The 15269-nt window shown below is 60.5% G+C and carries 7 protein-coding genes; 5 read left to right on the forward strand and 2 right to left on the reverse strand.

Going from position 1 to position 15269, the window contains the following annotated elements:
- The first annotated feature begins 17 nt into the window (after positions 1–17).
- From B9A12_RS17800 to B9A12_RS08680, 3 genes are all read left to right on the forward strand, one after another.
- The gene (locus B9A12_RS17800; protein ID WP_084057491.1) at positions 18–4478 is read left to right on the forward strand and encodes an NAD(P)-binding protein; all 4461 of its coding nucleotides are present in this window, start codon (positions 18–20) and stop codon (positions 4476–4478) included.
- 308 nt (positions 4479–4786) lie between these two features.
- Positions 4787–7555 (forward strand): FAD-dependent oxidoreductase, encoded by a 2769-nt coding sequence (locus B9A12_RS08675; protein ID WP_084057492.1) that lies wholly within the window; start codon positions 4787–4789, stop codon positions 7553–7555.
- A gap of 65 nt (positions 7556–7620) precedes the next feature.
- A complete protein-coding gene (locus B9A12_RS08680) occupies positions 7621–8028 on the forward strand; it encodes a hydrogenase iron-sulfur subunit (RefSeq protein ID WP_084057493.1) in 408 nt (135 codons plus the stop codon).
- A 113-nt stretch (positions 8029–8141) separates the two neighbouring features.
- Here B9A12_RS08680 and B9A12_RS08685 read toward each other — a convergent pair whose 3' ends face one another.
- Positions 8142–9032, reverse strand: coding sequence for a bifunctional 5,10-methylenetetrahydrofolate dehydrogenase/5,10-methenyltetrahydrofolate cyclohydrolase (locus B9A12_RS08685; protein ID WP_084057494.1), 891 nt, complete (start codon positions 9030–9032; stop codon positions 8142–8144).
- Positions 9033–9105: 73 nt separating this feature from the next.
- On the reverse strand, positions 9106–10869 hold the full coding sequence (locus B9A12_RS08690) for a formate--tetrahydrofolate ligase (RefSeq protein ID WP_084057495.1): 1764 nt from the start codon (positions 10867–10869) through the stop codon (positions 9106–9108).
- Between the two features lie 604 nt (positions 10870–11473).
- Between B9A12_RS08690 and dnaN the strand changes: the two genes are divergently transcribed.
- Entirely contained in the window at positions 11474–12583 is a 1110-nt protein-coding gene (gene dnaN, locus B9A12_RS08695; protein WP_084057496.1) for a DNA polymerase III subunit beta, read from the forward strand.
- Positions 12584–12778: 195 nt separating this feature from the next.
- On the forward strand, positions 12779–15196 hold the full coding sequence (gene gyrB, locus B9A12_RS08700; protein WP_084057497.1) for a DNA topoisomerase (ATP-hydrolyzing) subunit B: 2418 nt from the start codon (positions 12779–12781) through the stop codon (positions 15194–15196).
- The last annotated feature ends 73 nt before the right edge of the window (positions 15197–15269 follow it).

The following is a 15269-nucleotide window of genomic DNA, read 5'->3' on the forward strand; positions in this document are numbered from 1 at the left end:
CGGAAAACGGAGGCATCATGAGTTCACACGATTCGGAACGTGGAAAAGTCATCGGATCCGTTATGGTGGTGAGCGGAGGCATCGCCGGCATGCAGGCGAGCCTGGATCTTGCCAACAGCGGATACCAAGTGGTCTTGGTGGAGAGGGACATCAGCATCGGCGGCAACATGGCCAAACTGGACAAGACCTTTCCCACCAACGACTGTTCCACGTGCATGATCTCTCCCAAGCTCATCGAAGTGGCCAGCCATCCCAACATCCACATCCTGACGCGCACCCGCGTGCTGGGCTTGGAAGGTGAACCAGGCCGTTTCCGGGTCACCGTTGAGCGGCAACCCCGCTACGTGCTGGAAGACCGCTGCACCGCCTGCGGCGAGTGCATGCGGGTCTGCCCGGTGGAGATCCCGGCGGACTTCAACCATGGACTCAACAAGCGCAAAGCCATCTACCGCCACTTTCCCCAGGCCATCCCATCCAGCTTCGCCATCGACAAGAAAGGAACGGCCCCGTGCAAAGCCGCCTGCCCCGCAGGCATCAGCGTCCAAGGTTACGTGGCCCTGATCTCCCAAGGCAAATACCGCGAAGCCTTGAAGCTCATCCGAAAAGACAATCCCCTTCCCGCCGTCTGCGGTCGGGTGTGCCATCACCCCTGCGAGACCGCCTGCAGCCGGGGCCAGGTGGACGAGCCGGTGGCCATCGACTTTCTCAAGCGCTTTGTCTGCGACTGGGAAGCGGCCCAGGGTATTGAGGAACGGCCGGAAAGAAAGGAGCCCACCGGCAAGAAGGTGGCCGTGATCGGCGCCGGCCCGGCGGGTCTCACCGCCGCCTACTACCTGGCGCTGAAAGGCCATGAAGTCACCGTCTTTGAGGCCATGCCCGAACCCGGCGGATGGCTGCGCTACGGCATTCCCGAGTACCGCTTGCCCCGACAGGTGCTCAAGGCCGAAATCGACTTCATCCGAGCCTGCGGGGTGCAGATTCGAACAAGCATGCGGCTGGGTCGGGACTTCCAACTGGAGGACCTTCGAAAGCAAGGCTACCAGGCCCTTTTCCTGGCGATCGGCACGCAGCGGGATCTCCGGCTCAACGTGCCCGGAGAAAATCTGCTCGAAGTCTACACGGGAACCGATTTCTTGAAGAAGCTCAACAGCGGAGAAAAGCCGCCCCTCGGCAAGCGGGTGGCGGTCATCGGAGGCGGTAACTGCGCCATGGATGTGGCCCGTTCGTGCCTCAGGCTGGGAGCCGATGAGGTGCACATCATCTACCGGCGCAGCCGTGACGAGATGCCGGCCAATCCCGAAGAAGTGGAAGAGGCGCTGGAAGAGGGGGTGCAGATCCATTTCCTGGCCGCTCCCATCGCCATCGAGGGAAGCGAGGACGGACATGTATCAGGGCTCCAGTGCATCCGCATGGAGCTGGGAGCCCCTGATGAAAGCGGCAGGCGACGCCCCATACCCGTGGAGGGATCGGAGTACCACATGGACGTGGACAGCGTCATCGCAGCCATCGGGCTCATGACCGACCTGGATGATCTGGAGGCCATGGACCCTTCCAGTCGGCCTCGGGTGAGCCGCTGGGGCACGCTGATGGTGGATCCGCTGACCTATGCAACGAACATCCCGGACGTCTTTGCCGGAGGCGACGTGGCCACGGGCCCCGCCACGGTGGTCCAGGCCATTGCGGCGGGAAAGGAAGTGGCTGTTTCCATCGATCGTTACCTGCGCGGCCAGGACCTGAAAGCCGGGCGCCGGCCCAACGTTCAGGCGGCCCCGGCGCCGGATCTTCGGGTTCCCAGAGTGCCACGGACGCCCATGCCCCGCCTGGATCCCGCCGAACGGGCCCGCACCTTCCAGGAGGTGCAATTGGGATTTGACGAGCAATCCGCCCGGCGTGAAGCCGAAAGGTGCCTCAACTGCGGGGTGTGCAGTGAATGCTACCAGTGCGTGGAGGTCTGCCTGGCCAAGGCGGTGGACCACACCATGGAACCGGTGGAGGAAACCCTGGAGGTGGGGGCAGTGGTGTATGCCTGCGGGTATGCCCCCTTCGACCCGCGGCGGAAGCCGGAATACGGCTATGGACGCTATCCCAACGTGATAACCGCTCTGGAGTACGAGAGGATCCTCGCGGCATCGGGCCCCACCAACGGCCATGTGAGACGCCCCAGCGACGGGGCCGTGCCCAAGAAAATGGCCTGGATCCAGTGCGTGGGGTCCCGGGACGTGACCGTGGGAAAGGATTACTGCTCCAGTGTCTGCTGTATGTACGCCACCAAGCAAGCCGTCGTCACCATGGATCATGAACCGGATGTGGAAACCACCATCTTCTACATCGATCTGCGGGCCATGGGGAAGGGCTTTGAACGCTATTGGGACCGGGCCGCAACCCGCCACGGCGTGCGCTACGTTCGCTGCCAGATCAGTCGCATCATCGAAACCCCGGAAGGAAACAATCTGGAAGTGACCTACGTGGAAGAGGATGGCCGCCTCCGCACGGAGGTCTTCGACATGGTGATTTTGTCGGTGGGTTTGAGCGTACCGGAAAGCGCCATGGAAACCGCCCAGGCCTTTGGGATGAAAACCGATCGATTCGGATTCGTGGAAACCGATCCGCTGGATCCCGTGGTGAGCCGCCCGGGAATCTACACCTGCGGGGTGAGCGGGGAGCCGAAAGACATTCCGGAAACGGTGGTCGAGGCCAGCGCCGCTGCGGCCTCGGTCCAGAGTCTTCTGTTGGAGGCGAGAAACACCCGGACCACCCCCCCGCTTCAGGTGGAAGAACGATCCCTTCCGGGAGACATCCCGCGCATCGGCGTTTTCGTCTGCCACTGCGGCATCAACATCGCCGGGGTGGTGGACGTGGAAGCGGTGGCCGCCTACGCCCGCGGCCTTCCCAATGTGGTCCATGCGGAAAATCTGCTCTTCACCTGCTCCACCGATTCCACCCAAAAGATCAAGGAGATCATCCGTCAAAAGAATCTGAACCGGGTGGTGGTGGCTTCGTGTTCGCCCCGCACCCATGAGCCCCTCTTCCAGGACTGTCTGAAGGAGGCGGGGATCAACAAGTATCTCTTTGAGATGGCCAATATCCGCGACCAGTGTTCCTGGGTGCACGGATCGGATCCCGCCAGGGCCACGGAGAAAGCCAAGGACTTGGTGCGCATGGCCGTTTCCAAATCGCTCTTTTTGGAACCTCTGGAGGAACTGCCCGTTCCCGTCACTCAGCACGCCCTGGTTTTGGGTGGCGGAGCGGCCGGCATGACGGCGGCCAAAAACCTTGCCGATCAAGGCTTTTTCACCTATCTGGTGGAAAAGGAAGACCGTTTGGGCGGTGAGGCGGCCAAGTGGATGCGCCGCCACCCCACGGGACTGGATGTGGCCGGCGCCCTAAGGCAGCTTGTAAACGAGGTGGAACACCACCCCAACATCCACGTCCTGCTGGAAAGCCGGGTGCTGTCCTTCGAAGGGCATACGGGTCATTTCATCAGCCGGGTGTCCACCCCCCAGGGTGCGAAAACGCTGGAATACGGCGCCCTGGTGGTGGCCACGGGCGGAGAAGAATACCGGCCGAAGGACTATGGCTACGGCACTGATCCCCGAATCCTCACCCAACGTGAATTCCACAAGAGGATCGCCGACGAAGACGCAGCGGCCGCCCAGGTCCGGCACGTGGTGATGATCCAGTGCGTGGGGTCCCGGGATGAAGAACGCCCTTATTGCAGTCGGGTCTGCTGCACGGCGGCCGTCTCCAATGCCTTGATGCTCAAGGAAGCCAATCCGGAAGCCCAGATCACCATTCTTTACCGGGACATCCGCACCTTTGGAAAACGGGAGTTGCTCTACCGCAAGGCGAGGGAAGCCGGCGTTCGGTTCTGCCGCTACAGTCCGGAAGCCAAGCCGGAGGTGGTTCCCACGGAGGAGGCCGTGCGGGTTCGGGTCCTGGATCAAGGGCTGGGAGAGGTCTTGGAGCTGGCAGCGGATTGGGTGGTGCTCAGCACCGCCATTGTGCCCCGCATGGACAACCAGGAAGTGGCCGCGCTGTTCAAGCTCAACACCGACCCAGACGGATTCTTCATGGAAGCCCACGCGAAGCTCCGCCCCCTGGATTTCGCCAACCCCGGCCTGTATCTGTGCGGCCTGGCGCACAGCCCCAAGTTCCTGGAAGAATCCGTGACCCAGGCCAAGGGAGCCGCCGCCCGGGCGGCCACCATCCTGAGCAAGGACCGACTGCTGGTGGGAGGCCGGGTGGCTGTGGTGGATCCGGCCCGATGCGCCGTGTGCCTGACCTGCGTGCGCACCTGCCCGTACGAGGTGCCCGTGGTGGCAACGGTCGCCCAGTGGGTGCGCCGGGCGGCCTACATCGACCCGGCCAAGTGCCAGGGCTGTGGGGCCTGCGCCGCCGAATGTCCGTCCAAGGCCATCCAGCTCCAGCACTTCACCGACGTGCAGCTGCTGGAAAAGACCCGAGCCGCCGTCTGTTGAAATGTCCAGGAATCTGGGCTCATGGGCATCGGCCCCTTTTCCACACGCTCCTGGAACCTGCCGGGCCGGGGCCTGGAAGAGGGGACCTGGAAATCCGGAATGAACCTTGACGTTGCTTCTTTTTTCACATACAAAGAGACTGTTTTGTGGATAATCTGCCCAAAGAGACCGGTATGCTAGACTAACCTGGCCAAAACATTTGGAGCCGGCTCGACGCCGAGATATGTGTCGAGACCGGGGTGTCGTGTTTTTTAGGTTGAGTTTTCACCCTTTTTCGGCTGCAAGGCCACAGAGAGTCGAGGGATCCTATGGCGGGTACAAATGAAAAGAAGTTCAAAGGCAATGTGCTTGTGGTGGGCGGTGGCGTTGCCGGCATGAACGCCGCGCTGGACCTGGTCGCCCAGGGCTACCACGTGGATCTGGTGGAAAAGGAAGCGGAACTGGGCGGTACGGTGGCCAAGCTGCACCGGCTCTACCCGCTGTGCAGCTGCTGCAAGGCAGCCAATCGGGCCACGGCGTGCGCCCAACATCCGGATATCAGGGTGTGGACGGAGTCCACTGTGAGCGCCGTGACGGGAAGTGTGGGCGACTTCAAGGTGACGGTTTCCGGTCCCAGCGGCGAAGAGACTCTGGATGCCGGTGCCGTGGTGCTGGCCCTGGGCGTGGAACCCTTCGATCCCTCGGTTTACGACACCTATGCCTACGCTCAGTTCGAAAACGTCATCACCAGCGTGGAATTGGAATGGCTCCAAAAGCCGGTGGGCCCGTTCCAAGGCATCCCCAAGCGGCCTTCCGACGGGGAAGTTCCCAAGAAGGTGGCCTGGCTCCAATGCGTAGGATCCCGTGAAATCAACAAATGCGACGCTCCCTACTGCTCGTCCGTGTGCTGCATGTACGCCCTGAAGGAAGCGGTGCAGCTCAAGGATGCCCTGCCGGAAGCCGAAACCACCATCTTCTACATGGACATGCGCACCCACGGTAAGGGCTACGAACGCTACTTCAACGAGGCCAAGGAAAAGGGTGTTCGGCTGGTGCGCAGCCGAATCCACAGCATCGAGAAGGCGGCGGGAACGGAGAACCTGACCCTGGAATACGTGGACGAAGAGGGCAAGAAACAGGAAGAGGTCTTCGACCTGGTGGTTCTTTCCGTGGGGCTTCGGCCTTCGGCGGAACTGGAAGAACTGGCCGGAAAGCTGGGGGTCCAGCTTTCCGAAGATCATTACGCGGCCACGGACACCTTCAAGCCGGCCGAAACCAACGTTCCCGGCGTCTTTGTGTGCGGCGGTACCACGGGACCCCGGGATGTGCATCAGAGCGTGGTGGAGGCGGCGGCGGCGGCCGCCAAGGCCGCAACGGCCATCAAGGGAACGTCCAGCAACGGAACGTCACCGGAATTTCGGGACGTGAGCGGTGAAGAGCCCGCCATCGGCGTGGTCATCAGCTTGTGCCCATCCAAGGGCCCCGACTTCTCCGGGCTGATGGACCCTCTGGTCTCCTTCGTCCAAGGGCTTTCCGGCGTTGCCTTCGTGGAACGTTTGGACCTGACCGACGGCGAGGCCTTTGCCCGTTTGGGACAGCTTCTTTCGGACAAGAAGGCCAACCGGCTCGTCTACGCCAGCTGCACCCCCATCATGCACCAGGAACTGGTGGAATGGGCCATGAAAGAGGCGGGACTCAACCCCAGCCTTTATGACTTCGTGGATCTGCGGGCTCTCGGCACGGCGCCCGCCGATCTGGAGCGTCTGAAAGATCTTTTCCGAACGGCGGTTCTTCGGGCTCGTCTCCTGGAGCCCATGACCTACACCCAGGTGCCCGTCCACAAGGCGGCGCTGGTGGTGGGCGGCGGCCTGGCCGGCATGGAAACCGCCCTGGCCTTGGCCGATATGGACGTTCCCGTGACACTCATCGAAAAGAAGGACACCCTGGGCGGTCATGCGGTCAAGGTACGCAGCACCTGGAAGGGGGAATCGGTCCAGGAATTTTTGAAGGATCGCATCCAGAAGGTGCAAGACCATCCCAAGATCACCGTGCTCACATCGGCCCAGGTGGTGGGAGCCCGGGGATTTGCCGGAAACTTCATTTCCACCGTGGCGCACAACGGAGATAAGAAAGAAATCGAACACGGCGTGGTGGTGCTGGCCACGGGCGCTCATTCCATCAAGCCCGACGAGTACGGATACGGAACACACCCCGGGATCTATCGGTGGTCCGACTTCACCAAGAAGATGATCGACGATCCGCAAGCCTTCAAGGATGCGCGCTCGGCCGTCTTCATCCAGTGCGTGGGAAGCCGGGAAGCCCAGCGGCCCTACTGCAGCCGCCTGTGCTGCACCTTCGCCGTGCGCTCGGCCATCGACCTCAAGGCCCAGAATCCCGACATGGACGTGTACGTGCTCTACCGGGAACTGCGCACCTTCGGGGAACGCGAGCGCATCTACAAGGAAGCCCGGGAAAAGGGTATTGTCTTCATCCGCTACGACCTGGATTCCAAGCCGCAGGTGAAGGTGGAAGGCGATCGGCTGAAGGTGACGGTGGTCGATCCCATTCTGGATCGCGAGCTGGTGCTCACCCCGGATGTGATCTCGCTTCAAACGGCCATCGTTCCGGCACAAGCGGCGGACCTGGCGGCCTTCTACAAGGTGTCGCTCAACGAGGACGGGTTTTACACGGAATCGCCCGCCAAGATGCGCCCGGTGGACGGCGAAACGGAAGGCGTCTTCTTCGCCGGTCTGGCCCTGGCGCCCAAGGCCGTGGAAGAAAGCCTGGCGGAGGCCTGGGCTGTGGCCGGACGGGCCAAGCGCATCCTGGATCAGGATGTGATGCTGGTGGGCGGTGCGGTGGCCGAGGTGGATCCCGACAAATGCGCCGTCTGTCTGACCTGCGTGCGCACTTGTCCCTTTGGCATTCCTTTCATCGACAGCCTCCAAGGCCACGCTTTCATCGACCCGGCGCTGTGCCAGGGCTGCGGCATGTGTGTGAGCGAATGCCCGGGTAAGGCCATTTCTTTTCGCAGGCTAAGCGACGACCAGATCCTTCAGATGACCCAAAGCCTCATGCAGGGATCATCGGCCCACTAGACAAGACTTCGGAAAGGAATGCATCGATCCACTGGCACAGGACGACAAGATAAGGAGTTGGTCTCATGAGCGACTTTGAACCCCAAATCGTTGCCTTTTGCTGTTCCAATTGCGCGTCCTCGGCGGCGCAGATTTCCGAAAAGATGGCCCTCAGCCTGCCGCCCAACGTGAAGGTAATCCAGTTGCCCTGCACGGGCCGCCTGGATAGCCTGCATCTGCTCAAGGCCTTGGAAGCCGGAGCGGACGGGGTCTATGTGGCCGGCTGCCAGCCGGACAGCTGCCAATACAAACACGGCGTGGAAAAGGCGGAAAAGAAGGTTCGCTACGTCCAGGGAGTCCTCACCGACCTGGGGCTGGAACCCGAGCGGGTGGCTCTCTATCACATGATGGCCGGAAAGGGCCAGCTGTTCGTGGAAGCGGCCGAACAGATGGTTGAAAAGATCAAGGAATTGGGGCCGAACCCGGCCAAGTAGCCTTTCGCTGGACCAAAAGGAGACAAAAAGGAAAGGGGCGTCCTTGGGACGCCCCTTTTTTCATCCATCGAACGAAGGCTGAGAGCCAAGCGGCCTCAGCCCGACAAAATACCTTATTCCTTGATGTTGTTGTGCACCTTACAGGCCCGCACCGTGTTCTTCATGAGCATGGTGATGGTCATGGGGCCCACACCACCGGGAACCGGCGTGATGGCGCTGGCCACTTCCTTGGCCTCATCGAAGGCCACATCGCCCTTCAGGATGCGTTTGCCATCTGCGGTGCGACCCACTTCGTTCACGCCCACGTCGATGACCACCGCACCCGGCTTGATCCAGTCGCCCTTGACGTATTCCGTCACACCGGCGGCCACGATCAGGATGTCCGCGCGCTTAGTGTGGAACTGAACGTCCTTGGTGCGGGTGTGGCAGACGGTCACCGTGGCGTTGGCGCCCGGGCCCTTTTGCATCATCATGACGGCAATGGGCTTGCCCACGATGTTGGATCGGCCGACCACCACCACCTCGGCTCCGGAGGTTTCCGTGCCGGAGCGGATGAGCAGCTCCTGGATGCCCGCCGGGGTGCAGGGCAGGTAGTCGGGCTGACCGATCATGAGCTTACCCACGTTGAAGGGATGAAAGGCATCCACGTCCTTGCCGGGATCGATGGCGTAGAGAACCTTGTTTTCATTGATGTGCTTGGGAAGCGGAAGCTGGATCAAGATGCCGTCGATCTTGGGATCCTTGTTGTACTTGTCGATGAGGGCAAGCAGGGCTTCTTCCGAGATATCGGCCGGTTGGTTGTCCTGCACCGAGTAGAAACCCAGGTCGTGGGCGGCCTTCTGCTTGGCCCGCACATAGCTCTGGGACGCCGGATTTTCCCCCACCAGGATCGTCACCAGGCCGGGTTCCACACCGTATTTTTCCTTGATTCGTTGGACCTCTTCTTTCAGTTCCGCCCGAATCTCCTTGGCCACCTCGGCCCCTTTGATGAGCTTCGCCGACATAATCTCCTCTCCTTTCCTGCAAAAGAAGCGGCGGGGAGGCATGTCCCCGCCGTCCATGTTTTGCCTCGGGCGCTTAGAAGAGCCCCATCACCTTGCCGGTCTTCACGTCCACATCGATGCGGCGGAAGGCTGGGTTGGAGGAGGTGCCGGGCATGAGGCTGATGGCGCCGGCGCAGGGACAGAGGAACTTGGCGCCGGAGTAGATCAACACGTCGCGGATGGGAAGCACCCAGCCCTTGGGCACGCCCTTGAGCGCCGGGTCATGGCTGAGGCTCAGGTGGGTCTTCACCATCATGGTGGCGAAGTCGTCGTACTTGGGATCGGACTCGAACATCTTGGCCTTGGCTTCCGCTTCCGGCGTCCAGGCCACCCCGTCGGCACCGTAGACTTCCTTGGCGATCATTTCCACACGATCACGCAGCTTCATCTCCAGCGGATAGAGGAACTTGAATTCGCTTTCCTCGTTGCAGGCATCCATGACCGCATCGGCCAACTCCAGGGCTCCTTCTCCGCCCTTGAGCCAGTGTTCGGACAAGGCGCAGCGGGCCCCGGCCGCCTCGGCCGCCTTGCGCACCACCTCGATCTCGTCCTTGGTGTCCGTGTGGAACGCGTTGATGCACACCACCGGATTGATACCGGACTTGCGGATCACATTGATCATGTGAACCATGTTGGGCAAGCCCTTTTCCACCAGCTTCACATTTTCCTTGGTGTATTCTTCGGGCAGCGGGAGGCCTGCCACCACCTTGGGGCCGCCGCCATGCATCTTGAGGGCGCGGATGGTGGTGGTGAGCACCGAGACGTGCGGCTTCAGACCGCTGAAGCGGCATTTGACGTTCCAGAACTTCTCGAATCCGATGTCTGCGGCAAAACCCGATTCGGTCACGTGGTAGTCGAAGAGCTTCAGGCCCACGCGGTCGCCGATGATGGACGACTGGCCCACGGCGATGTTGGCGAACGGACCCGCATGAACCATACAGGGTTGGTATTCGGCCGTGCTGCACAGAGTGGGGTTGATGGACTCCACCATGAAGGCCGTCATGGCGCCCGCCACTTCCAGATCGCCCGTGGTGACCGGGTTGCCGCGCTTGTCGAAGGCCACCGTGATGTTGGCCATGCGCTCGCGCAAATCGGCCAGATCCCGCACCACGGCGAGGATGGCCATGATCTCGGAACTTACGGCGATGCCGAACTTGGACTGCATGGTGTAGCCGTCGTAGCGGCCGCCGAGGCCGATCACGATGTTGCGAAGGGCCTGGGCACAGAAGTCGATGATCCAGCCCATCTCCACGCGGGTGGGATCGACGTCCAGGCGGCGCATCTTGGTCAAGCGATCCAACTGTTCATCGGTATAATTGCGTTCATGTTGCATACGCGCCGTCAGGGCCACCATGGCCAGGTTGTGGGCGTTCATGATGTTGTTGATGTCGCCCGTCAGGCCCATGGAGAACTCGGTCATGGGGATGAGCAGCGCGTTGCCGCCGCCGGCCGCCGTTCCCTTGATGTTCATGGTGGGTCCGCCCGAAGGCTGACGCAGGCAGCCGCCCACGCTCACGCCGCGCTTGCCCAAGCCTTCCATCAAGCCCAAAGAGGTGGTGGACTTGCCTTCGCCCAGCGGCGTGGGCGTGATGGCGGTCACCTCGATGTACTTTCCATCGGGCTTGTCTTTGCGGCGCTCCATGATGTTCATGAAGTTGAGCCGGCACAGACGCCCCACCGGAATCACTTCGTCCTTTTCCAGCCCCAAGCGCTCGCGCCACTCATCGGGCGTGGGCATGTTCTTTTCGGCTGCTTCCGAAATCTGCCAGTCGGCCATTTTAGTCGGATCGTAGGGCATGTTTTCCTCCTAACTCTGTGGCAGTTGATGGTTAAGGTTCGAGGAAAAGGCACCAGCGCGTCAAATGAGCGGCCCGGCCCTTTTCGGCTTACCCCCTGCACGGATCCATCCCGGGCCCTCTCGCGGCGGGATCGGTCCCGAATGGATTCGCTGAGCGCTTGAGCACAAAAAGACGCGAAGTCGGCTTCCGGAGCGGCCCAACGGAGGGCACACCCCGATCACGATATATTTTTCACATTCACCGGAAACCTACTTGAGCTTTTTCCCCTTGTCAAGCGGAAAAGGTCATTGGAAATTCATTGTTTAAGGTTAGTTGTGCTTTTTGCATACCTGTCACAACCTCTCGACGGGATGTGCAAAAGGCGGCTGGAGGTGTTCAAAAAGGGTCGATGCCAGTGGAAAGGTTGCTGGACCGGCGGACGAGGTGTCCATTCGGTCCAGGAAAAGAGCACAAGGTGTTCAGGAGTTTATCTTTTAATAGCAATAAGTTGGCAATCCTTTTGACATTTGAACAGCCCTTGACTACGATGACGAACCCTTATGCAAACAAAGAAAAGAAAAAAAAGGTCATCAGCCAGCCCATAACACAGGCGGGAGTGGAACCATGAAATGGGAGATCGACCGGGAAGCTCTCCTATCCGCCCTGACCAAGGTTGTCGGGATCACGGACAAAAAGAGCACCATGCAGGTCTTGAGCCACGTGCTCCTGGAAGCCACCGAAGAACAGCAGCTCTACCTTTCCGCCACGGACCTGGACATCAGCCTGAAGACCCAGGTGGAGGCCCAGGTGAGTCTAGCAGGAAGAACCACTGTTTCCGCCCGAAAGTTTTTGGAGTTGATCAAGGAGCTTCGCAATGAAACCGTTCGATGTGAACTGGGAGACAACGAGCGGTTGCGGGTGGCGGCGGGACGTACCCAATACAAGCTGGCCACCATCCCGGCGGCGGACTTTCCCCACTTTTCCATCGCGGTTTCCAACGAAACCTTTGAGGTGGAGGCAGGGGCCCTGCGCCGGGTACTCACGAGAACCGTTTACCCGGTGCCCATGGAAGAGGATTCCCTGAGCATTCCCGGACTTTATTGGCATCCCGTCGGTGAGGATCTACTGCGTATGGTGGGCTCGGATGGTCACCGATTGGCCTATGACCAGATCCCCTTCCCGGCCCTTCAGTTCATGGGGGACAACAAGGGGATTACGGTGCCCCGAAAGGGCATTCAGGAGATCCTGCGCCTGCTGGAAAAAACGGATCAGATCTCCTTGGGCCTTTACGAAAACCGCCTTTTTGCACAAACCCCCAACGCCCGTCTGTCCATTCAGCTCTTGGAGGAGGATTTTCCCCAGTACGATCTCATCATTCCCCAGGAGGCCTCGGGCTTTTTTGAGATGGACCGGCAGGCCTTGATCGGGGCCCTCAAGCGCATGGCGGTGGTTACGGACCAGACCTGGATTTCCGTGCGTATGACAATCCGCCCCGACCTGTTGATCCTGGAAGCGGGGAATCCAGAGCTGGGAACGGCCCAGGAAGAACTTCCCATCCACTACGACGGGGAAGAATTCACCGTGGCCTACAATATCCGCTACGTGATCGAGGCGCTCCAGAACATGCAGGCGGAAAAGGTTCGGGTCCAGTGGCTGGACGAGTACCACGGCGGATTGTTCTTGGAGCCGGACAATCCGGACCACTTGGCGCTGGTGATGCCCATGATGGTGTAAAAGACGCATTTAAGCTGCTAAAATAACAAATTAAAAACCGACCGCCCCGCCCACTTTTCCGTTGATCCTTTCGCTCAAATGGGATATATAAAACCGTTTGGCATGTGCGCTGTTTGCCTTGCCCAGCGCACATGCGTCGCCCGCTCGAACCGGTTGTTCGATGGCTGTGACGAAAACGAGGATTGAGGTCTTTTTATGGGAAAAACCGATCAGTTGGACATCCGGAAGGGTCCAGAAGAATACACCGCCGAACGGATCACCGTCTTGGAAGGACTGACGGCCGTTCGCAAGCGCCCGTCCATGTACATCGGCAATGTGGCCACCGAAGGCCTGCACCATCTGGTCTATGAGGTGGTGGACAACAGCATCGACGAGGCCTTGGCCGGCCACTGCGACCATATTCAAATCACGATCCACCTGGACGGTAGCGTCACCGTGCAGGACAACGGCCGCGGCATCCCGGTGGACATCCACGAAAAGGAAGGGATCCCGGCGGTCGAAGTGGTCATGACCCGCCTGCACGCAGGGGGCAAGTTCGACAATTCCACCTACAAGGTTTCCGGAGGTCTTCACGGGGTGGGGGTTTCGGTGGTCAACGCCCTCAGTGAGTTTCTGGAGGTGGAGATCCGCCGGGACGGGAAGGTCTATCGCCAGCGCTACGAGCGAGGGAAGACCCGCACGCCCTTGAAACAGACCGGGGAGACGCGGCGCCGGGGAACCAAGGTGACCTTCAAGCCCGATCCACTCATCTTTTCCGATCCCAACCTCAGTTTCGACATCCTGGCCCAGCGCATGCGCGAGTTGGCCTTCCTCAACAAAGGGGTGCGCATTGAGCTCAAGGACGAGCGAACGGCCAAGGAGAAGAGCTTTTACTACGAAGGCGGGCTGATCCAGTTTGTGGAGCACCTGAATCAGAACAAGGAGCCCCTGCACCCGGAGGTGATCTACATCGCCGGAGAGCGTCAGGACGTTTCCATCGAGGTGGCCCTGCAGTACAACCGGACCTACAAGGAGAAGATCTTCACCTTTGCCAACAACATCAACACCAAGGAGGGTGGATCCCATCTGGCCGGGTTCAAGGCGGGCCTCACGCGCAGTATCAAGCAGTATGCCGTCCAGAACAAGGTGGCCAAGGCGGATCTGGAGCGCATGAGTGGTGATGATGTGCGCGAGGGGCTGGCCGCGGTGGTCAGTGTCAAGATCCCTCAGCCGCAGTTCGAGGGCCAGACCAAGACCAAGCTGGGCAACAGCGAAGTCAAGGGACTGGTGGAGACTCTGGTCTATGAAAATCTGAGCACCTTCTTCGAGGAAAACCCCCGCGTCATTCGCGCCATTTTGGACAAGGTGGTGGAGGCCATGCGCGCCCGGGAAGCGGCGCGCAAGGCCCGGGAACTCACTCGTCGCAAGGGGGTTTTGAGCGATCACAGCCTTCCCGGCAAGCTGGCGGACTGTCAGGAGCGGGATCCGGCGAAGAGCGAGATCTTCATCGTCGAGGGCGATTCGGCCGGTGGTTCGGCCAAACAGGGACGGGACCGGCGTTTTCAGGCCGTGCTGCCCCTGCGGGGCAAGATCCTGAACGTGGAAAAGGCCCGGTTTGACAAGATGCTGGAAAACCAGGAGATCCGAACCATGATCTCCGCCCTGGGAACCGGCATCGGCCAGGAGGAATTCAACCCCGATAAACTGCGCTACCACAAGATCATCATCATGACCGACGCCGATGTGGACGGCGCCCACATCCGCACCCTGCTGCTCACCTTCTTCTTCCGCATGATGCCCGATCTCATCGAGCGCGGTCACCTCTACATCGCGCAACCGCCCCTTTACCGAGTGGCTGTGGGCAAGAGGGAGCGGTACCTGAAAGACGATGCCGACCTGGATGTGTTTCTCATCTCCCGGGCGGCAGAACATCACCAGGTCTTTCTGGGCGAAGGGGATCAGCCCATGGAACCCGAGGAATTGGTGCGGCTCATGAAAGCCTACCGGCGCTTCCAGGATTGGCTGGAGCGGTTGTCGCGCAAAGGCATCCGCGAGGAGCTGCTGGTCACGATCACCACCCTCATGCGATCGATGGACATCGCCCCCGAAGACCATCGCGCCATGGAACGGCTCAAGGAGGAGCTGGAAAAGAAAGGCTATGCGGTGGCAGAGATGGCCATGGAAGAGGAACGGCGCGGCTATGAGTTGGAGATCTGGCAGCCCACCAACGGCCAGGAGCGGTTCCGTCTCAGTTATGATTTTCTCATATCCGTGGAGCTTCAAAGGCTTGTGGAGCTTTCGCGGCAGCTGGTGGCCCTGGATGAGCGTCCCTATCGGGTGGTCAACGCGTCCGGAGAGTTTCCCGTGGACGATCCCGACGCCCTGTTCCAGTATCTGAAAAACGAGGCCTATAAGGGGATCACGGTCCAGCGCTACAAAGGTCTCGGCGAAATGAACCCGGAGCAGCTCTGGGAAACCACCATGAATCCAGAAAAACGCACCCTGCTGGAGGTTCGAATCGACGATGAATACCTGGCCGACGAGCTCTTCACGACCCTCATGGGGGATCGGGTGGAGCCGCGCCGGGATTTTATCCAGCACAATGCCTTGGATTTTCGGGAGCTGGACATCTAGCGTGGAAGGAACTGCCGAGGCAAGCAGGAGGCTCCTGGATCCAAGGCGCGGTTGGGGACGCCGGGTGTGCTGT

This window comes from Desulfacinum hydrothermale DSM 13146 (genome assembly GCF_900176285.1).
Classification (GTDB): Bacteria; Desulfobacterota; Syntrophobacteria; order Syntrophobacterales; family DSM-9756; genus Desulfacinum; species Desulfacinum hydrothermale.